Raw genomic sequence first — 21,156 nt, 5'->3', positions numbered from 1 at the left:
GGTAATTATCTGTAGGAAAGATAAGGCGAGTACCTCCTGGTACATACCAAGTAATGGTTGTTAATTCGGAATAATATCCTATTTCTAGCAATGGATATATTAATGCTATGTTCTACAATTAATAACATTATAGAAGGGTTGATGATCATGAATAAGAAGCGTTTAAGAATATCTATAATCATTACATCATGTTGTCTTGTATTAATAGGCGCATTTTTTATAATTAGAGAACCAATAGATACTAAGCAAGTTGTAGACTCGACTATTAATGACACCACTCCTCCAAATGAAAAAGAAGCATTAGAAGATTGGCAAATTGAATACGATAGAAGAGCTCGAACGGAACCGGTAGGAAGTGTAGTAACTAAACATGGAGAATTTTATTATGCACCTTTCCCCAAACAATTTCCACCAGAGGAAGTTGTTAGTGAAGATCTTAGTAAAGTGACCAAAGATACAAAACAGTTAACAATAAGAGGTTATTACTACGAGAAAAAACAAGAATAATATCAAATGACATGGAATAAAACGATTGCATCTTTCGTAATTTATATATTGAACATATTGATTGAAATGTGGTGATTCGAATGAACTCAATGGAAAGAATACCTTTGTATCAGATGGTTCAAGAGTATATACGCGACTTGATAACGTCGCAAGTATTGAAGGTTGGAGACCGTATACCTACGGAAAAGGAACTCATGGAGCGATTCGGAGTAAGCAAGATTACGGTCGTTAATGCCCTGTCCGGTTTGGTAAACGAAAGAATCATAACGAGGGTACCTGGAAAGGGGACTTTTGTAAGCAATCCTGAATATGAAATTCCGACGACATCTCCTAAAAGTGCCGTAAAGCAGATCAATAAAACTAGCGAAGAAATGCGGACGCGGTTGATCGGTCTAATTATGCCCAGCATTTATGACTATTTTACCATTAGACTTATACAAGGTATTCAGCAAGCCCTAAATGAGAACGATTACCGCTGCGTTATCTATTTATCTGAGGGCAGCCTTGATAAGGAAAAAGAGGCTATCCAGACATGTATCAAAATCGGAGTTGAAGGGTTACTGATTTTCCCGGTTGACGAGGAATTATTCAACGAGGAAATATTAAGCATGAAATTTGCGGGATTTCCGTTCGTTCTCATCGACCGTTACCTTCCAGGGGTGGAAACTCATTATATCGCATCGGACGGTAGGCTTGGCGTTAACATGGCTGTAAATTACCTGTGGGAGCTGGGGCATCGTGAAATCGCCATATGCTCCGACTCGCCCATACAAACCGTTACCGTTCAAGAGCGGATCGATGGGTATATGAATGCCTTCAAGGAAAAGGGATCACTCATTAACCCTGCCCACATCGTAACCGGTTTTGAAATCGGGAGTCTTGAGCAGGCTGAAACACATCCACTGTACCGCTATATCCAAAATCGAATGGCAACGGCCTATATTACGCTAAACGGAAGTCTTGGAGTGAAAATCTATCAGATTGCGCGTCAAGCCGGATTGAAGGTGCCAGAGGACATATCCATCATCAGTTTTGACGATCCGACTTCAATAATTGAAGGATACAGCACTTTCACACATGTTAAACAGTTTGAACGAGACATGGGCTACCGCGCGGCTTACAAGCTGCTTGAGGTCATTAATAGTGATGACGGGCAAGACGGAAAATACTTTAAAACCCTAGTGGAGCCGGAATTAGTAATTGGCGAGACGACGGGGAAAAACGTTTTAGCCACTTCATGATACCAGTACCCGCTTCTCCTGATATATATGTAACCTAATAACGAGTCCGGCGCGCCTTCTATTCGAACCTGACAATGGAAGGGATGGCTGCCCGGACTCTTCTATTAGGTCAACTTCAATTTTCTCTTCTCATGAAATTCCCCACCATAATAAGTCCCCAAATCAATAAAGAAATCCATCAGAGTTCTTCAATCCATTTCATAAGTATATATTGAATATAATGTATTGCTATTAAAGAATAAAAACACCCGAAAAGAAGGACGGGAGAAGGGGCGCTAAACCCATTATTTATAACCTTAAAGACCTTTTCTTCGATCTGAAGGTTACTTTTTATCCAAATGAGGAAATTAAGGAATTATTTCAACACCATATTGAATATATTTAAAATACAGAATTGAAACCGCTTGCAAAGAAGGAGGGGGGAGCCAGTCACGATATGCCTTAAAATTGTCTCTATTCATAAGCTATCGGGTATGGATTTGTTCCTGAACCTTGACCACCAGAACATCATAATCGAAGTCCCTTAGATTGACTGCTCTATGAAATCTGATACGACGAAGATGTAGGAGGTGTTAGGAGAGTGGTACCAAAAGGTGTTGTTATTCCTGGATTTGAGAAATTAAAAAAGAATAAAAAATTAACTAGAATATGGTATTTCAGGCATATATACTTATTTCTACTCCCTGCTATCATCTGGTTTCTGGTATTTGCTTACTATCCGATGTACGGCATTATAATCGCGTTCAAAGATTATAAATTCAATCTGGGGATATTGGGGAGTCCGTGGGCGGGCTTTAAATATTTCGAACAGTTTTTAAACGATTCCAGTTTTTACGATGTACTCCGAAATACGTTATCCATTAGTGCCCTCAAACTTATTTTCGGATTTCCAGCTCCATTGATCCTAGCCTTAATGCTCAATGCCGTCATGCACAAAAAAATCAAAAGAGTGTTTCAAACGATTTCCTATCTGCCGCACTTCGTGTCGTGGGTCGTTGTCGTTACTTTGCTTCAAAAAATCCTGTCTCCAAACGTAGGGCTTATCAATGACATTCGGTACCAAATGGGTTTGGATCCGATCTTTTTTATGGGAAAGCCGGAACTATTCTATCCATTGGTCCTCATATCCGACATCTGGAAAGGTGTAGGCTGGGGTTCGATCATTTATTTAGCCGCGTTAACGAATATCGATCCGCACTTGTATGAAGCTGCGGATATGGACGGGGCAGGTCGATGGAGCAAACTATTTAAGATCACGCTACCATGTCTTACTCCAACGATCGCTATATTGCTTATTTTCTCCCTCAGCGGAATACTGAACGCGGGTTTTGACCAAATCTGGTTGATGCAGTCCCCAGCAACATTAAGCGTCTCGGAGATATTGGACACTTATGTCTTAAAAACAGGCCTCCAACAGGGGCAACTAGCCTATTCCACGGCCATTGGTTTATTCAAGTCCGCGATCTCGCTGCTTCTCATTGTTGCTGTAAATAATATATCCAGACGCGTGAGTGACGTATCGTTATGGTAATAAAAAAGCTAGCACTGAAGACGAGGAGGTGTGTGTATGGATGCGAGAAGGCTGACGGTAGCAGATAAAATGTATATGACGCTTAACTATTCGGTGCTGTTTCTATTCTGCGCTACGGCACTGTATCCATTTATCTATTTTCTAGCCCTTTCCTTCAATGACGGCTACGATGCGATGAAGGGTGGAATCTATTTTTTTCCTAGAGTGTTTACTTTAGAAAACTATGCGAAAGCGTTTAGCAACTCTTTGATCTTAAATTCGTTTTATATTTCCATTACCCGAACCCTTGTGGTTACGGTTGGCTCCGTATTTTTGACGGCCTTACTAGCTACGCACTTTCGCGGAAGGGTTTGCCGGGAAGAAAATATATCGTATTCTTCTTTTTCTTTACCACGCTGTTCAGCGGAGGACTTATTCCAACTTTTATCCTGTTCCGGCAATTACACATCCTGGATACGTTTTGGGTGTTGGTGTTACCGTCCCTATATAGTTTTTTCAATGCGATTATCATGAAAACCTTCTTCGACGGGATCCCTGAAGGTCTGTCGGAATCGGCCCGAATCGACGGGGCAAGCGAGTTGTCGGTATTTGCAAGAATCATACTCCCTCTATCGATGCCGGTGCTTGCTACCATTGCCTTGTTTGTCGGGGTGGGTGTGTGGAATGACTGGTTTACCGGTCAGTTTTTCATACAGAATGAAAAACTGCAGCCTGCCGCTACGTTTCTTAATAAGATGATCAGCGAAGCGTCTTTCCAGTCGATGACGTCGTCGTCGGGAAATAGCGGATCCGCAATTCAAAATATGACCGAGACTCAGATGGAGCTGCGAGGAGTAACGCCGGAAGCCTTGAGAATGACTTTCGTCATTATTATCACGACCCCGATCATCTGTGTGTATCCATTTCTTCAGAAATATTTTGTGAAAGGCGTACTGGTAGGTTCTCTTAAGGAGTAGTTGGTATAAAGGGCTATGCCTTTTATATAAAAAAACTTCCAGTGGAAGGGGATTGTAGTATGAGGAAGAACAGGCGTAGGAGTGTTCTTGGCGTGACACTAATCGCTTTACTGCTTTTAGTCACCATGACGGCATGCACGGGAACTGGCGGAGAAGAGGGAACTGGCACGGTTGGCACAGGTCCGAATGAGTCAGGTGCTGAAGAAATGAAGCCGGTAACCTTGACTTTCCTTAGTGCTTGGAATGGTGGCGGAGCCGGTTTTCCGCAGGACCAGAAGAATAATCCCGTAGCCCAAAAAATTAGGGAGAAAACCGGGGTAACGTTAAACCTGGAATCCATCACAACAAGCGAAGTAGAAAAACTAAACACCATATTTGCTTCCGGTACGGTGCCGGATATTGTTAACGCACCTTTCTGGTCTACTACAGGAGGAGAAGGGCAGGTCATCAAGAAGGCGGCCATGGAGGGACAGCTTCTGGATTTGACCCCTTATCTCGATAAATACCCGAATATTAAAAGACTGGTGACTACCGGGATTGCGAAGGATTTTGCCGAGTTCGATCTCAATAGTCCCGAATTTGAAGGCAAGACTTATCTCATTCCTACGGAGACCCCGGACGGAACCCCTGAGAGCATTCATAATTGGAATTACGGCCTTTTTGCTAGGGGCGATATCCTGAAAGCTTTAAATGTAAAAGCGGAGGATATTGATACGCAAGAAGAACTAGTGGATCTATTGGTCAAGATAAGAGATGGCGGTTTCAAGGATATTGGCGGGAAGCCGGTCATCCCGGCCGGAACCATGTGGAACGGATGGGATTACGGCCAATTCCTTGCCGGGTGGACGGATTACACGATTTCGGACTTCCGTGAAGTGGATGGAAATCTGATCCACTGGACGCAATCTAAGGATCATGAAGCTAGATTGTTATACATGAGAAAGTTATTAACGGAAGGTTTGTTTGATCTTGAGGCCTTTAACAATACGAGTACTACAGCGAATGAAAAGCTGACTACGGGCAAGCTTGCCGTATTCGGAGCCCAACCAATGTTAGTTGATTTACAAAAAACGCTTTATAAGACGAATCCGGAAATGCAATATGAACTACTCGGACCCATGAAGAATAAGAGCGGAGACATTCGAACACAAGTAGAAAAACCCGGCCGTTCCGGTTTCCCTGCCCTTTTCTTAAGCGCTAACATCAAAGATCCGGATGCGGCATTGCGGTACATTGATTATGTCAACAGCGAGGAAGGTCGATTGCTTGCGTATTTCGGGATCGAAGGAACGAACTACACCATGGAAAACGGGGTACCTCAATGGATTCCTGATGTGAAAAAACAATTCGATGAGAACCCGGATCTGAAACGAGATGCAGGGCTTAATTATCTTCCAGGCAGGTTCATCGGGGCATTCTCCTCTGATGTCACTTGGCCTACGCCCGAAGATCAAAAAACGGAGTGGCAAAAGTTGGAGGAACGTTTCTCGGAAAAAATGCCTATCAAAATCATAGACAAAGTAAGCGCCAGCTATCTCGCAAGAGAGTGGCCCAAATATCAGGAATATATAGATAAAACCAGCAGTTTGAATTTCGATGAGGAATTTAAGAGAGCTTTTTTTGCGGCGTCAGATGAAGAAGCGCTAACTATGCTTCATAATGTTCAAGAAAAATTTAGAGCTGCCGGCGTGGAAGAAATGGCGGAGTTCGTGGCTCAAAAAGCTGCAGAAAGAGATGATGTAGGATTCTAGATGTTTCATGAACATTAGGTCAGTCTTCTTTTAAATATGAAAGGGAGGGGACGACACATGTTAAACCCGATCGTTTCAGCAGGCGAATTCACTGAACTCGATAAGTTTATGTTCGAATCGTGGGGTTACTTCGTCATTCCAAATGTGCTGTTGAAAGAGGAGATCAATGAGTGCTTGCAGGCGTCAACACGACTTCATGAAGCGGCAGGTACCGTCGGTTGGGGTCAAGTCGGCAGAGGGTATGAGTCTGAACACGCGCTTGAAAACTTAATGGATCATCCGGCGGTTTTACCGAAGATAAGAGGTTTACTTGGCGATCGATTCATTATGCAGTCCGGGTGGAACACGAAGCAGCCGGCAAGGGGAGGTATGGGAGGCTGGCATCAAGACGGATCAAGCGCCTTCGATTTTAAGAATCTGGGGTACCCCATTCCCCTTATACAGCTCCGAGCTTCATTTTTATTGACCGATCAAGAAGAACCGGGCATGGGGAATATGGAGTTCATTCCAGGCAGTCACCGCAGTTTCGTTCCTTTACCGGATTCGATCCGGAACGCAAAATCGGATACGCCGATAAGCGATGTGGTATGCGCGCCTGCAGGATCAGTCCTGGTGTTTCACAACGCAGTATGGCATCGGGCACACGAACACAACTGGGATTACGACCGCTATACCATGCATTACATCTATAGCCCTCCGTGGGTAAATCCCTCGGACCGTTTCCGCAACAATGTTGATTTTATGCAAAGAACTACGCCTCTGCGGAGAGCTTTAATGGGGGATTTTTCAAGACCTGATGCGCCATTCGGAGCAAATTATACGCCACCTCCTTTTGAAGAAAACTAAAATCTTGTGAAAAATATAAACGATTACGGAGGGGAAACACATGTTGAACGTTGCGATGTTAAGTAAGTGGCATGTGCATGCAGATGATTACGCGAGAAGGTTACAATCTCACGGTAACGTCAAACTCACGGCAGTCTGGGACGAACAGCCTGAACGCGGAAGCGAATGGGCTGCCCAATTGGGAACGAATTTTGAAGCGGATTTGGACACTCTTTTGCAACGGGAAGACATCGATGGCGTCGTGGTTGATGCGCCTACAAGCATGCACGCAGACGTCATGGTAGCTGCCGCTGAGGCCGGCAAACACATCTTTACCGAGAAAGCCATGGCGCTTACCGTAGAAGAATGCGACCTTATTTCTGCAGCGGTACGCAAAGCAGGCGTCAAGTTCTGCATTTCATTTCCTGCTCTTACAAGACCGCATCAATTGTTCGCTAAACAACTGATCGATGACCAAGTATTAGGAAACGTTACACTTTTGCGCATTCGTAACGGACACGACGGTGCTTTGAATAATTGGCTCCCCGAATACTGGTATGATGAGAAGCAAACAGGGGGCGGAGCCATGATGGATTTGGGCTGTCATCCGATGTACATCGCAAGTATGCTGCTCGGTAAGCCCAAAAGAATCACCTCCATGTTTCATTATTTCACCAATCGGGCCGTCGAAGATAATGCGCAGTGCTCTATTGAGTTCGTCAACAATGCGGTCGCACTGGTCGAAACAAGCCTGGTTACGTACAGAACCCCTTCCGCCTTAGAGATTTACGGAACGGAGGGCACCTTGATGATCTCAGATGATACCGTTAAAGTCATCTCGAAGAAACTCGATTCCCCTTTCTCCGGATGGATCTCACCTGCTCAACTCCCTAAAGAGCAGCCGCTTCCGATCATCCAATGGGCAGATGCATTGCTTCATGACAAGCCGATGCCTTTCGGACTGGAAGAGGGGACGAAATTGACCGAGCTATTGGAAGCGGCATACATCGCTCATAAGGAAAACCGAACAGTAGAGTTCAAATAACGCGGGGGAGGGAATTCGATGAGGACCGTAAAAGTAGGAATCATCGGTTGTGGAATGATTGCGGGCGGCAAACATATGCCGTGTTTATCCAAGCTCGACAATGTACAGATGGTGGCCTTCTGCGACTTGAAGCCGGAAAGGGCCGAGGAAGCCGCGGAAAAATACGGCACGCCTGACGCAAAGGTGTTTACCAATTATAAGGATCTGCTTGCCATGGAAGATATTGAGGTCGTACATGTGCTAACACCGAACAGCTCGCACGCGACGATTTCCATTGATGCTCTTGAAAGTGGCAAACATGTCATGTGCGAAAAACCAATGGCTGTCACAGGTGCGGAGGCCAAAGCGATGTACGAAGCCCACTTGCGAACAGGCAAGAAGCTCACCGTCGGGTACCAGAATCGTTCCAACGCCAAGAGCCAACTGTTAAAAAAGATGATCGCCGATGGAGAACTTGGAGATATCTACTTGGCAAAAGCTGTCGCTACCCGAAGAAGAGGCGTACCTACATGGGGCGTGTTTCTGGATAAAGAGAAACAGGGCGGCGGTCCTATGATCGATATTGGAACCCACTCCCTGGATCTGATCCTATGGCTTATGGATAACTATGAACCGGAGAGTGTCGTCGGTAGTGTCTTCCATAAACTGAAGCATACCGAAAATGCCGCGAACGAATGGGGATCATGGGATCCAAACGAATTCGAGGTAGAAGATTCGGCGTTCGGGTATGTGAAATTTAAAAATGGAGCTACGGTCATCATTGAAACCAGTTGGGCTCTTAACATTGCGGAAGGTGGCGGCAACCTACTTTGCGGAACAAAGGGAGGCGCGGATTTTGCCAAAAATGAACTGCGGATCAATGGCGAGCGAGACGGGAGCTTGTTCCTGAATAAAATCGATGTGAATCCGAATGCAAGAGAACGATTCAGGGGAGAAGAAATGACCGATTTCGAGTATGAAGCCAAACAATGGATTCACAGTATCGTGAACGATACCGAACCCTTGGTTAAACCGAGGGAAGCTATGATTGTTTCACAAATATTAGAAGCGGTGTATATATCCGCGGATACAGGAAAAACCGTTTATTTTGATCAGGAATAAGCACAATAATCATTCATCTGATAGTGGAATTTGAGTCCGCTTTTTATCAGAATGTAGTTCAAAACAAGGTCCTATCCTGAAACATATGTTTCCTGACGGAGGATTTGAGGTCGTATTGGCTAATGTGATGGAGTGGAACAGGAGAAAAAGATATTCTTTTTAGACACGAAAATACCAATATAAAAAGCCTAATTTCTCAGTATTAAAATTGAGAAATTAGGCTTTTATTGCATTGCTTATCCATTAAAGTGCCCGATTATTGAAGAAAACTTGGCCCACTGTAAATTGTTTTCAAAGTCGATAAAGTCTGATGGAAATGGTTGTTTTACAGGAATAGAGAATGGAATTAGAGGGGAACTTATTTAATACTTCGGATGTTGGGGAAAGGGCTGACTGGATTGGATTTTTTCGTAAGTAAAGAATCGTTGACAAGCATTGAATGGATTCTGAGAGCTATCGTCAGCTTTGTTTTTTTACTTCTTGTAACTAAACTAATGGGACAGCGTTCCATTTCTCATTTAAGGTTGCTCGATTTCATTATTGCTCTAACCCTCGGCAATATTATAGCTCACCCGCTCTCGGATGAGAGATTGGGTTTAAAGGGATCTATGATCACAACCATCGTTTTAATTGTGTTATATGTTACAGCGACGTGGTTGAGTTTGAAGTGGCCGTTTTTCAAACGATATCTGGATCCATCACCAATTACACTGGTTAAAAATGGACTCATCCAATTTCAAAACTTATCTAAGGCAAGAATCTCAATTGATTTTTTATTTTCTGAGCTTAGAAAAGAAAAAGTAGAAGATATACAAAAAGTATCCCTTGCGGTATGGGAACCGGGCGGAACCATATCCGTTTTCATGGACACCCAATACCAACCGCTTACACCGGCAGTTATGAAATTAGCAACCCAACCGTTTACGATCTCAAGGCCGATCATCGTAGATGGAAAAATTGATATGAACCTTCTTCAAGAAATTGGCAAAGATCTTGATTGGCTTAAAATAAAAATAGCACCCATTCATAAAAACATCCACGATGTGATATTGGCGACCGTCACCGAGAACGAAAACGTCACAGTCTATTCAGTACCAAAAGAGAAATCGTATAATTAAGAATGTAGCCCGTTTCCAGTATGGAGACGGGCTTTTGCACTTTCATTATTAATGTTCTTTATTGCGCAGAGCAGGTGGGTCTAGGGTATTTTTTTATGAGTCAGGTGAACCATGTCCGTTATACACTTCCAACGACTTTTTTCATTTCCGCATCGATCCCAATGGATCATTTTGACGAACTTCGGAAGCAGTACTCAAACATGAGGTTGGGGTATGTCGAATGAAGTTGTAGTCTATTGTCGCTAAACTAAGGAGAAACCTTTGTGGAGAACAGATGGAGCAGTTTGCCGGTTGACAGCTGCTTCTGTTCATTACTCTAATAGGCAGCATAGTTCAACTATAATTGTTTTCTCAATCCTGTTTATTCGTTGAAACTGTTAAACTGTATTTAACTTGAACGAATAGGGGAATTAGAGATGAGCAAAGGAAAAATCGTATTCTTGAACGGAGTAACCAGTTCAGGAAAAACATCTATAGTAGACGCTATTCAGTTGAAATCGGATGAGTTTTTTTATGTGGTTGCAAACGATCTTTTTGAAAATACAATTGGCGATAACTATCTTCAAGAAGATTATTGGAAATATTTGAGTGATGCAATTATAATGATGTATCATACCACCAAACTATTTTCTGATCATGGTAAAAATGTGCTTATCGATGGCATCTTGGTAGAAAGACCTGAGTTAAAACCACATTATGAAAAGGTTAAGGACCTATTTGCTGAGTATCCCTTTTATATGGTTGAAGTGTTTTGTCCTTTGGATATTTGTCGCCAAAGAAATATTGAACGTGGAGATAGAACTGAAGATCAATCAGACTGGCAAAACAAAATGATGGCAAAAGATATACAGTACGACTGTACTGTCAACACACACATAAATTCTTCTGAAGAATGTGCAGATTCGATTCTAAAATGTTTGTATGGTAAGTCCGAAGATTAATCATATTGCGGCAGCTGAAAGCCCGGCGAAAACTGCTTGATTAGTCAAGCGCTAAAAGGAGAGTAACTCATGACAAAGCTGCAGGTTGAAATTGTTGATTATCTGAATGAGGAACAGAAGGATGAAGTTGCCACACTGTATTATCAGGCATTTCCTTTAAAACTTCAGTCACTATGGATGTTTGCCGGTAGCGAGAGTGAAGCTGTAACAGTACTGAGGCGTAGCCTGCGATATGAAAATGGTCTGTACGCTGTGATGGGAGGAAAGGTACTGGGGTTTATCGGGCTAGAAAAAGGCGATGGGTTCTTTGCTTCACTCCATTACAAAACACTCAAGTCGTCGTTCGGTGTGATTGGTGGAATGTGGCGCTACACGGCCTACGGCATATATCGTTTGTTCCATGGAAATATTCCCAAGGACGCGGTCCATATCGATCCGGTCGTCGTTTCCAGCAATGCAAGAGGATTAGGGATCGGGACCCGATTATTTGAAGCAGCTTTTATCTGGGCACGACAGGCGAACCGCAGTAAAATGGTGCTGGAGGTCGTTGACACTAATCCGCAAGCGAAAAAACTGTACGAAAGACTTGGTTTTGAAGTGTTTAAAGAAGAACATACCGGTCTGTTTACAGAGAAATCCGGTTTCAAAAAAGTCATTCACATGGAGAAATCGCTGAACTCACTGAATCATTCTAAATAAGTTAAATCAACAATTTCATCAAATATAGCAGTCCAAAGTCGGTCAGATACGAAAATACTATGAATGTCCAATGACAAGAACATATAAACTATGAAAGCTGCATAAAATGCGGCTTTTTTTGATTTGAGTACCTAAGTTCTTGTCCTATTTGTAGATCCGTCATGCGAGCCCTACTGATAGGCCAGATGCCTAGTAGTAGGTTTATTCTAGTTAAACGAATCTTAACAATTAGGCAATAAAGTAATAATAAAAGGAGGAGGAAACATGATGCAAGAGGCTGTCGTTTGGGGACCGCTCATTGTTAAATACCATTGGATTGCAATAATCTTTTCTGTACTGGCAGCGCATGTAACCATGAAATATTGGTTGAAGGGTAAGGGCGATTTAAGCAAGCCTATTCTAAATGATATAACGAATGTACTTTTATGGGCATTATTGATTTGGAAGTTTAGTGTGATTATTTTTAATCCCGTCACTGTTTTGAATAATCCGTACTACATTCTTTATTTTACCGGGGGTGAGCGTGGGGTCTTGCTATCGGCGATTGTAGTTCTTATCTTCCTATTTATTCAAAGTAGTAAGCGTAGAATTACCTATTGGGTGTACGCGGCTGTATTGGCGGTAGGCTTATTATCTTATATGATAATCTACTCTATGTTTCAGCTCATCTTTAACAATCCGACAACATCATCATTTCAGTATGGCCTCAGTCAAATTGTTTTAGCCATCGTACTATTGGTTTGGATGTACAGCAGAAAAGAGGGCTTTGAAAAGCCGCAAGAAATCAATCAACTTATTCTTTGGTTTAGCATCGGACAGATTTTAAGTTACTTTTTTAAAAGCTTTTCTGAAGTAGTGTACTTAGGTTTATCGGGTGAGCAGCTAGTTTTTTTTTGGCTGTTGCTCTATGTTGTTTGGCTATTCACAACTTTATAAAAAAAGAGAGCTTTAATGAATCTTAACAATCCTGCGTTATGGTTGTTAGGAATACTTTGCTGGAGGAACTACAAATGGACAATGTTTCAATTTTATTTGCTTTAGCGGCAGGGGCGCTATCCTTTTTTTCACCCTGTATTTTTCCGCTTTTGCCTGCTTATCTTGCTAATCTTACAGGCTCTTATGGGGGTGGGGAAAAAACAAGTGTTTCAAATAGAACACTGATGATTCGTTCCACTCTCTTTATACTTGGCTTTACTGTGGTTTTCCTGCTTATGGGTGCTTCCGCGAGTATGATTGGACAAATTTTCGCTGCGAATCGAGGGTTGCTTGAAAAGATTAGTGGACTACTCATTATTATATTTGGTCTACAGATTGCAGGAATTTTAAATCTTCGTGTTCTCATGTTTCAAAAGCAGCGGGAAACCAAAGCTCCAAAGAACGGAAGCGGGTGGAATTCATTTGTCGTGGGAGTTGCTTTTGGAACGGGTTGGACACCTTGCGTCGGTCTGGCTTTATCTTCAATTTTGCTGTTGGCCGGATCTTCTGAAACGATGTACAATGGAATCTTTTTATTGTTGTTTTATTCGTTGGGTTTAGGAGTTCCTTTTTTATTGATATCAATCTTGATTACGAAATCTAAGGGTATCATGAGAAAAATAAATAAATGGTTACCGAGTTTGGCTCTGCTGAACGGATGGATTTTGATCGCGATGGGCTTACTCTTATTTTCGGGCCAATTGCAAAAGTTAAGTGCATGGCTCGCTTCCTTTGCGCCAATGCTCTAATAAGAGAGGATGATCTTTCCTATGAAAAAAAATATTATCGTCATTGTTATCTTGCTCGGTTTGGTTGGGTGGGGAATTTACGATACAAGTAAGAAAAATGATGAACGTCAAGCAAGCTTGGCTAGTAGCGAACAAGCAATGGAGGGAATAGATGACTCCTCACTGAGTATTGGTATTAACCAAGGGAACATTGCACCAGACTTTGAGTTAAATAGTCTGGATGGTAAAAGTTCTAAGCTTTCTGATTTCAGAGGACAGAAGGTAATCGTCAATATGTGGGCAACCTGGTGTCCGCCGTGTAGAGCAGAAATGCCGGATATGCAAAAATTTTATGATAAGTATAAAGGCGAAAATACCACAATAATTGCTATAAATATGACAACTTCAGAGAAAAGTGTAGATAGAATTCCCGAGTTTTTAGATGAATTCGGGATTACATTCCCCGTTTTATTGGATAAGCAAAATAAAATAGGTGAAATATACCAAGTGTATGCTCTTCCTACAAGCTATATCATTGATTCGCAGGGCATTATTCAGCAAAAAGTTACAGGTCCAATGAATTATGAAATGATGGAAAAACTAGTTAAAGAAATACGCTAAGTAAATTTGGAGGTAGTTGGAATGACAGTAGCGGGAGCCGGAATTTTAGTAGTAGAAGATGATGTGAAAATTCGAAAGCTGATCGTCTTGTACCTGGAAAAGGAAGGGTATGAAGTATATGAGGCTGGGGATGGGGAAGAAGCTCTAGATGCCTTTAAAAAATATGACCCTTGCCTTGTTATTCTGGATTTAATGCTTCCGAAAATAAGTGGTGAAGAAGTCTGTAGGAGTATTCGAGCAGATATGAAAGAAGAAATTCCTATTATTATGTTAACAGCTAAAGTAGAGGAACATAACCGGATCGAAGGATTAAAATCGGGAGCGGATGATTATGTAACGAAACCGTTTAGTCCGGGTGAATTGGTTGCAAGGGTAGAATCCATCTTGCGGAGGACGGGCCAGCGGTGTAGCAAACTTACGTACCGCGGAGTAACCATCAAACCGTTACGGGGTGAAGTACACTATAAAGGGGAGAATCTTCAACTCACACAGCACGAGTTCCGTCTTCTGTATTTTCTAATGGTGCATCCCAATCAAATTCTAACCAGGGAACAGATCATTGATGAACTGTATCCCAATAACGAAAAGGCAGTAACAGAAAGGTCGATCGATGTTCATATAGGTAGATTAAGAGAAAAACTGATGTGGGATGGGGACAACGAACTAATCGAAACTATTCGAGGAATGGGGTATCGCTTTGTTGCTTTTTAAAAATAATCCATTACGAATCAACATCATGTGGAAGTTCACACTGATCAATGTCGCGGTCATTGGTATTGCCATTTGGCTCGCAGGAGTTTCGGTAAAAGACTATGCTTGTCTGTTGTTTGCTAATTCCCCGTCTGTGACTATAGAAGAAAGCGCCATTTTCGATCAAACGATGCAGACTTTTTTAATTAAAGCAAGTCTGACGGCTGTGTTGATTGCAGCGTTCATCCACTACTTTTTGTGAGAAAGTTGATTCTTCCTCTCAAAGAATTGGGTCATGCAACGCGACAAATGGCTCAAGGAGAAATGCCAAACCCCTTATCGATTCGTGTTCACGATGAAATTGGTCTGTTGACGGCTGACTTTAATCAATTGAGCCAGAAATTGAAACTGGTAGAGGATTTAAGAAAAAAAATGCTGTCTGATATCTCACATGAACTGCGGACACCATTAACGAATATAAACGGATATTTGGAAGCTTTAAGCACAGGGGTTATTCCTGGCAATAAAGAGCTATTCGACTCCATTCACGAAGAATCGATACGCATTACCCGTTTAGTTGAGCAGTTACACCAATTAAATGTGTGGCAAGGAAAGAAGATTTCCAATGAGAATAAGATGAACGTACTCTCTATAGAAAAGCTGATTGATTCCTGTGTGGATCACTTTTCGTTGGAGTTCAAGAATAGAGGGGTCATTATTGATCTCAAGACTGAAGCAGCGAAAGTAGTAGGAGATGAAGATGGGCTAAAACAGGTGCTTCACAATCTTCTGACCAATGTACTGCAATATGACGAGGGTGGATGGGTTGAGATTACAGGGAAGCAGAAGGAGTCAAACTACCAAGTAATCGTCAAGAATTTAGGCCAGCCGATTCCTGAAGAACATGAATCTCTAATATTCGAGAGATTCTATCGGGTAGATTCATCCCGCAGTAGGGATTCAGGAGGATCAGGATTAGGCTTATCTTTAGTGAAGGAAATTATTGAGCAGCAGGGTGGAAAAGCAGGATTGCGGTCAAAAGGGAATGAGCACTCCTTTTGGTTTACCGTACCTTTAGAAAAATAAAACCAATATTATTGAACTATATCCTTTGTAGAAGACATTTTTAAAAAAAGCTAGGCGACTTGAATGAGACGAAAAAAACAGTCTGTCATTTGACAGTCCGTTCTTTTTACAATAACAGCATAAGTACTAAGAAGATAATTGAGATGAACAGTAGTATAAATGCTGATATAAATGAAGCTTTATGTCTTTTTGTTTCTTTGATATACTTCCGTTCCATATAACCTCGATAGAAAAACGGCAAAGCGAGCAGAAAAGCTAGTAATGGTTGAGGCTGACTACGGTTTAAAATCCAGAATGTGATAAAAACTGGAACTAGCAAAATCAGTGATACAGTAATATACGTCCATAAATACATTTCAAAGTCGCTAATTTAGCGGCTTTTTTGTTTTATCGGTTCAAGTTCTTGTTCCGAGTCAAGGACAAGAACTTGCTTCGATTACCGATTAGATAAATTTCTGACTGAATTTCATTGCTAATTCTTTAAGCTAACAGGCAGGATAGTCAGTCTATTCTAGATGGAATTTATTCAGCTGAATTTAGCGATCAAAAATACCCTGAACAACGTCTTCGGTCTTGAAAGGAAGCTAGTATGGAGACATCCGAATTACTTCAGAGCGGAGACAGCTCAAATGATGACATAGCGAAGATCGCCTGTTCCTCTACGTATCATTTTAAAGTAAGGGTTGGAAATTTTATAGAAATCAATAATTTTTCTTCAAAAATATAAAAAATGGGTACTCCTAACCGATATAGTAATAGCGACAATAAAAGCCATCTATATAGATCTGCTGAATCGATAGTCCTATATAAATAGTCCATTCGCAGGATTTCGAGTCATGATATGAAATATTAGACAGGTTATTATTGATACATATATGCTCATATGATCATATATAAGTTGATAGAATGGTTGAAAAGTAGCGTAAAGAGGCGTGCTTTATACCATGCATAATAGAGCTGGCTGTCCCATTGAAGGGGGTGGATACAAGAGGGATTGGTTAGTTCTGCAATGCAATAACATCACGAATACTTATTAAGGAGGAGAAATATGCACACTCAATTGAAAAAAATGAAAAAATGGTCCGTTTTGTTGATGACAACAGTCATGTTCTTTTCAATTTTTGGATCATCTGCTAGCGCAGCTAATCGTCCTACGACGATGGCGCCAAACGGTATTGTTACAACACCTCATTATTTAGCTTCCGCTGCAGCGCTAGAGGTGCTTCAGGATGGTGGTAATGCCGTTGATGCAGCGATTGCTGCACAAGCGACACTCGCGGTCGTATATCCGCAATACACAGGTATAGGCGGGGATGCATTCTGGCTTATCTACAACGCGGAGACAAAAGAGATTAAAGCGTTGAATGCAAGCGGACGTTCCGGTGAGAAGACAACCATTGACTTTTATAAAGATAAGGGCTTTGATAAAATCCCTTCCCGCGGTTACTTGGCAGCTAACACCGTTCCAGGGACGGTATCAGGTTGGGGCGAAGCTTACCAATATGCTGAAGAAACGATGAAATCGTCTATGGACTGGTACGATTTGTTGAGACGCGCAATTCAGTATGCGGAGAAAGGCTACCCTGTAACTCCTAACCAAGAAAGATGGACAAACACGGCTATCGATCCAACGGATCAAGAGTTAAAAGATTTGGGACGGTTTGAAACGTTCCGTGAAATTTTCTTGAAGAAGGACGGCACGCCTTTCAAAACAGGTGAAATGATGGTGCAAAAAGATTTGGCAAAGACGTTGAAAGGTATTGCCATAAACGGCGCTAGTGAGTTTTACGAAGGTGAAACGGGTAAAAAGATTGCTGCCGACATTCAAGCTAATGGTGGCTCCTTGACTCATCGAGATTTTATTAATCACAAAGCGGATTGGGTTAAACCAATCTCTGTCGACTATCGTGGCTACCAAGCTTACAACGTTCCGCCGAATTCTCAAGGCATGGCTTCCTTGTCTATCTTGAACATTTTGAACAACTTTGACTTGAAGCAAATGGGTGAGGGCACAGCTGACTACTACCATGTTATGGTTGAAGCTACAAAGCAAGCATTTGCTGATCGTGACAAATGGCTGACTGATCCAGACTTCGTTAAAATACCAGTGGATGAGTTGTTGTCAAAAGAGCATGGCCAAAAGTTAGCGGCACGCATTGATATGAACAAAGCTGCTACAGAAGTAAAACCGCTTGACCCTAAAGGTGACACCGTATGGCTCGGAATCGTTGATAAAGATGGCAACGCTGTATCCGTCATTCAAAGTCATTACTTTGACTGGGGTGCAGGTGTAGTTGCGAAAGACACAGGCGTTCTATTGCAAAACCGTGGTAGCTTCTTCTCCTTAGATAAAACTAACATTAACCACTTAGAGCCTAAGAAGCGTACGTTCCATACGCTCAATCCTGCAATGTTGATGAAAGACGGTAAGCCGTATATGTTATATGGTACACAAGGCGGCGAGGGACAACCTCAAACACAAGCAGCGTTGGTTACACGTTTCGTTGATTTTGGCATGACGGTTCAAGATGCAATAGAAGCTCCAAGATGGTTGCATGGCCGTAACTGGGGAGAGACTGCTAACGGATTAAGAATGGAAGGCCGGATTCCTCAATCCGTCATGAATGAATTGATTCGTCGCGGCCATCCTGTGCAAAAGATTGACGACTACACAGACCAAGTCGGTCAATCCGGTATGGTTGTGATAGATCCAATTACAAATGTTAGGTTTGCTGGCGCTGACCCGCGCGGTGAAGGCGCGGCTATAGGCTATTAATCATTTTAAGGCATAATTAATTCAATGTAAGAATGAAGAGGTTGTCAAGAAAGGCAGTTAGTAGATTGCCTTGACGACCTCTTCAACATGCTCAAATTCGTCTGACGCGACAAGGAAATATAGCTATTAACGATTAAATGACATTTATGTGTTTACTAAACGGAGGTACTGAGGTAATGAAAAAACAGGCAAAACCAAAAGAGAAGGATGCATCCGCAGTTGCTATAGTGGGCAAGGTGTTTAAGGGTAAGCTAAATAATCGACTAATAGCTTGGTTTCTACTTGTTTCCCTTATTCCCCTTATCCTCACCTCAATATTCGTATATAGTACAGCATCCTCTAATTTGATTGAGAGACAAAGTGATGCCTATGTTTCGCTGGTGAAAAGCAGAGCTGAAATGATGGATCAGTTTTTGAAAGAACGTATGAGTGAAATGCGGATTCTCGCTAGTACTTCTGATATCCGTACAGATGATAATACGAATAAAATGACATTTATCCAAAGTTTAAAAGAGAACACCCCGCACTATGACGGTAACACATTTATCGGTATGGATGGCATTGTGAAAGCAGACACATTTGAAGGGAGTGTAGGCATTGACTTAGGCATGCGTCCTTTCTTTCAAAACGCAATGGAAGGAAAAGAAACATTTACAGAAGTTATTTTAGCAATGACAACAGGTCAACGCTCGATCATTGTAGCCGTACCTGTAAAGCAGGCGAATGGAAAAGTGACGGGGGCCTTAACGGGACTTGTCAATTTCGAAGAATTCACGAATGAGATTTTTGATAGCTTGTACATTGATAATGGGGTGGGGTATCCGATCGTCGTAGACAATCAAGGGATGATTCAACTCCACAAGGATAAAGAATTAATCGGAAAGACGGCGGAAGAAGCGAATTTGACGTCTGGATTAGTTCAAATTTTGGGTCAAGAAAAGTCAGAAGCAACGTCTTTTGACTACTCGGATGATGGGGAAAAATACATGGTTGCCTATGCTTCAGTCCCTACCGCAGGATATGACATTTATATGCACATTCCAGAAGATTCGATTACAGCAGCCGTTTCTTCTATTAAATGGACGGTGTTCATTATCGTAGTCGCGGTCTGTTTAGTTGTCATCCTTCTGGCTTACTTTATCGCGCAGCAGATTACGCGTCCGATCGTTGCGGTTGCGGAAGCGGCGGAACGTGTATCTAACGGTGATCTGAATCAAGTGGAATTAGCCGTGAAGTCGAGTGATGAGGTCGGCAAGCTGACTGGTGCTGTAAACACGATGATTCGTACGCTGCGTCAGTTCATTCAACAAGTTAGTCGTACATCTGAAAATGTAGCGATATCTGCAGAGGAACTGTCTGCTAACGCCGAGCATACGAGCAAGGCGACAGAACATATTGCAGTATCGATTCAAGAAGTAGCAACTGGTTCTGAGCAGCAGGTACATAACGTGAAGGAAAGTGTACGTTCAATCCATCAAGTTGCCGAAGGTGTACAACAAATTTCAAACAATGCCCAGAGTGTTGCGCTTTCTGCTTTGAACGCTTCGGAAAGTGCTGAAATGGGTAACCGTAGACTACAATCGGTCATGCAGCAAATGCAATCGATACAAAATACGGTTAATACGATAAACGGTACCGTGAATCAGCTCGGACAGCGCTCGGCTGCCATCGACAATATCGTTCAGGTCATCTCTGGTATCGCGGCTCAAACGAACTTGTTGGCGCTTAATGCTGCGATTGAGGCGGCGCGTGCCGGTGAGCATGGACGCGGCTTCGCAGTCGTAGCGGGCGAGGTGCGCAAGTTATCTGAGCAATCGGCCCAATCAACGAATCAGATCGCTGAACTGCTCGCTTCCATTCAGAGCGAGACCGAGATTGCGATTGATTCAATAGAAGAAGGCACACGTGAAGTTGAGATTGGAATGGATGTCGTGAACCAAGCAGGCGCAGCGTTTACTGATATACTAGAGTCTGTTCAACAAGTAGCTGCACAAATTCAAGAGGTAACGACTTATTCCATCCAGATGAACAGCAACACGGAACACGCTGTTGATCAGGTCAATGTGATTACCGAAATAGCAGGACGTTCAGCAGAGGGTACGCAAAATGTATCGGCTGCAACGGAGGAGCAATTGGCGGCAATGGAGCAGGTCAGTGCTTCGGCAACATCATTGGCACAGATGGCAGAGGATTTACAATCTTACTTGCGTCAATTTAAAGTGTAAAAGCTAGGGGCGATAAGCCCCTTTTTTCGTGTGGGGAGTATTGAAAATAGTAGGGTCAAGCTGACTTTTTCGGGATTATTCATTATTATGACCGGATAGACCAATGTTTTAATCCACCTATCCTGTTAAGCTTTAATGGCGTGGAATCGAAATGTCCAATATTTAGTAACCCCTGGAAATTCATACTTTTGAAAGTGTCTATATATATGATTTGCTATAAAGCTTGATTTATCAGGCTTTTTTATTTTTATGTAGAATAATTTGTGTCATCAAAAGAGTGGCGATGCTGATGGGGCACTATAAAGAGAACGGGACGACGAATATCGAAATGACGATGATT

Annotated in this window: 19 protein-coding genes and 1 pseudogene; 19 read left to right on the top strand and 1 reads right to left on the bottom strand. The window is 42.3% G+C overall.

What is annotated here, in order from left to right; genetic code table 11:
- Positions 1–147 precede the first annotated feature (147 nt).
- The 17 genes and pseudogenes from JCM10914_RS21785 to JCM10914_RS21705 all read left to right on the top strand — a co-directional run bounded on the left by JCM10914_RS21785 (position 148) and on the right by JCM10914_RS21705 (position 15,815).
- The gene (locus tag JCM10914_RS21785) at positions 148–507 is read left to right on the top strand and encodes a hypothetical protein (protein WP_036719491.1); all 360 of its coding nucleotides are present in this window, start codon (positions 148–150) and stop codon (positions 505–507) included.
- Between the two features lie 80 nt (positions 508–587).
- Entirely contained in the window at positions 588–1,748 is a 1,161-nt protein-coding gene (locus JCM10914_RS21780) for a GntR family transcriptional regulator (protein ID WP_023964724.1), read from the top strand.
- A 580-nt stretch (positions 1,749–2,328) separates the two neighbouring features.
- Positions 2,329–3,279 (top strand): sugar ABC transporter permease, encoded by a 951-nt coding sequence (locus JCM10914_RS21775; RefSeq protein ID WP_023964722.1) that lies wholly within the window; start codon positions 2,329–2,331, stop codon positions 3,277–3,279.
- A gap of 36 nt (positions 3,280–3,315) precedes the next feature.
- A pseudogene (locus JCM10914_RS21770) lies at positions 3,316–4,235 on the top strand (carbohydrate ABC transporter permease).
- A gap of 59 nt (positions 4,236–4,294) precedes the next feature.
- Positions 4,295–5,986, top strand: coding sequence for an extracellular solute-binding protein (locus tag JCM10914_RS21765; RefSeq protein ID WP_231638733.1), 1,692 nt, complete (start codon positions 4,295–4,297; stop codon positions 5,984–5,986).
- A gap of 57 nt (positions 5,987–6,043) precedes the next feature.
- The gene (locus JCM10914_RS21760) at positions 6,044–6,832 is read left to right on the top strand and encodes a phytanoyl-CoA dioxygenase family protein (RefSeq protein ID WP_023964715.1); all 789 of its coding nucleotides are present in this window, start codon (positions 6,044–6,046) and stop codon (positions 6,830–6,832) included.
- A gap of 40 nt (positions 6,833–6,872) precedes the next feature.
- Entirely contained in the window at positions 6,873–7,856 is a 984-nt protein-coding gene (locus tag JCM10914_RS21755) for a Gfo/Idh/MocA family protein (protein ID WP_023964713.1), read from the top strand.
- Positions 7,857–7,874: 18 nt separating this feature from the next.
- Positions 7,875–8,957, top strand: a complete 1,083-nt coding sequence (locus JCM10914_RS21750) for a Gfo/Idh/MocA family protein (protein WP_023964712.1) — start codon at positions 7,875–7,877, stop codon at positions 8,955–8,957.
- A 398-nt stretch (positions 8,958–9,355) separates the two neighbouring features.
- Positions 9,356–10,075: a DUF421 domain-containing protein gene (locus tag JCM10914_RS21745; RefSeq protein WP_036719518.1), complete on the top strand. Its 720-nt coding sequence runs from the start codon at positions 9,356–9,358 to the stop codon at positions 10,073–10,075.
- 416 nt (positions 10,076–10,491) lie between these two features.
- A complete protein-coding gene (locus tag JCM10914_RS21740) occupies positions 10,492–11,016 on the top strand; it encodes an AAA family ATPase (RefSeq protein WP_036719487.1) in 525 nt (174 codons plus the stop codon).
- Positions 11,017–11,085: 69 nt separating this feature from the next.
- Positions 11,086–11,715 carry a GNAT family N-acetyltransferase gene (locus JCM10914_RS21735; RefSeq protein WP_023964708.1) on the top strand — a complete coding sequence of 210 codons (630 nt, stop codon included), beginning with the start codon at positions 11,086–11,088 and terminating at the stop codon, positions 11,713–11,715.
- A gap of 264 nt (positions 11,716–11,979) precedes the next feature.
- Positions 11,980–12,651: a hypothetical protein gene (locus tag JCM10914_RS21730; protein WP_023964706.1), complete on the top strand. Its 672-nt coding sequence runs from the start codon at positions 11,980–11,982 to the stop codon at positions 12,649–12,651.
- A 74-nt stretch (positions 12,652–12,725) separates the two neighbouring features.
- Positions 12,726–13,439, top strand: coding sequence for a cytochrome c biogenesis CcdA family protein (locus JCM10914_RS21725; RefSeq protein WP_023964704.1), 714 nt, complete (start codon positions 12,726–12,728; stop codon positions 13,437–13,439).
- Between the two features lie 21 nt (positions 13,440–13,460).
- Positions 13,461–14,039 (top strand): peroxiredoxin, encoded by a 579-nt coding sequence (locus JCM10914_RS21720; protein ID WP_023964702.1) that lies wholly within the window; start codon positions 13,461–13,463, stop codon positions 14,037–14,039.
- Positions 14,040–14,060: 21 nt separating this feature from the next.
- Positions 14,061–14,750 (top strand): response regulator, encoded by a 690-nt coding sequence (locus JCM10914_RS21715; protein ID WP_023964700.1) that lies wholly within the window; start codon positions 14,061–14,063, stop codon positions 14,748–14,750.
- Complete coding sequence (locus JCM10914_RS29370) at positions 14,737–14,991, top strand: hypothetical protein (RefSeq protein ID WP_052019893.1); 255 nt, start codon at positions 14,737–14,739, stop codon at positions 14,989–14,991. Before JCM10914_RS21715 ends, JCM10914_RS29370 begins: the two co-directional genes overlap by 14 nt.
- 47 nt (positions 14,992–15,038) lie before the next feature.
- Positions 15,039–15,815 (top strand): cell wall metabolism sensor histidine kinase WalK, encoded by a 777-nt coding sequence (locus JCM10914_RS21705; protein ID WP_231638732.1) that lies wholly within the window; start codon positions 15,039–15,041, stop codon positions 15,813–15,815.
- A gap of 106 nt (positions 15,816–15,921) precedes the next feature.
- Here JCM10914_RS21705 and JCM10914_RS32000 read toward each other — a convergent pair whose 3' ends face one another.
- A complete protein-coding gene (locus tag JCM10914_RS32000) occupies positions 15,922–16,170 on the bottom strand; it encodes a DUF4181 domain-containing protein (protein ID WP_081739870.1) in 249 nt (82 codons plus the stop codon).
- Positions 16,171–16,908: 738 nt separating this feature from the next.
- On the opposite strand from JCM10914_RS32000, the gene ggt reads away from it, so the two are divergent.
- Complete coding sequence (gene ggt / locus JCM10914_RS21700; protein ID WP_370570273.1) at positions 16,909–18,591, top strand: gamma-glutamyltransferase; 1,683 nt, start codon at positions 16,909–16,911, stop codon at positions 18,589–18,591.
- Between the two features lie 137 nt (positions 18,592–18,728).
- Entirely contained in the window at positions 18,729–20,816 is a 2,088-nt protein-coding gene (locus tag JCM10914_RS21695; RefSeq protein WP_370570272.1) for a methyl-accepting chemotaxis protein, read from the top strand.
- Positions 20,817–21,156 lie beyond the last annotated feature (340 nt).

The organism is Paenibacillus sp. JCM 10914 (genome assembly GCF_001315105.1).
Classification (GTDB): Bacteria; Bacillota; Bacilli; order Paenibacillales; family Paenibacillaceae; genus Paenibacillus_AQ.
The sequence above is the reverse complement of the archived record's forward strand: the minus strand, read 5'-3'. Positions and strand labels throughout refer to the sequence as shown.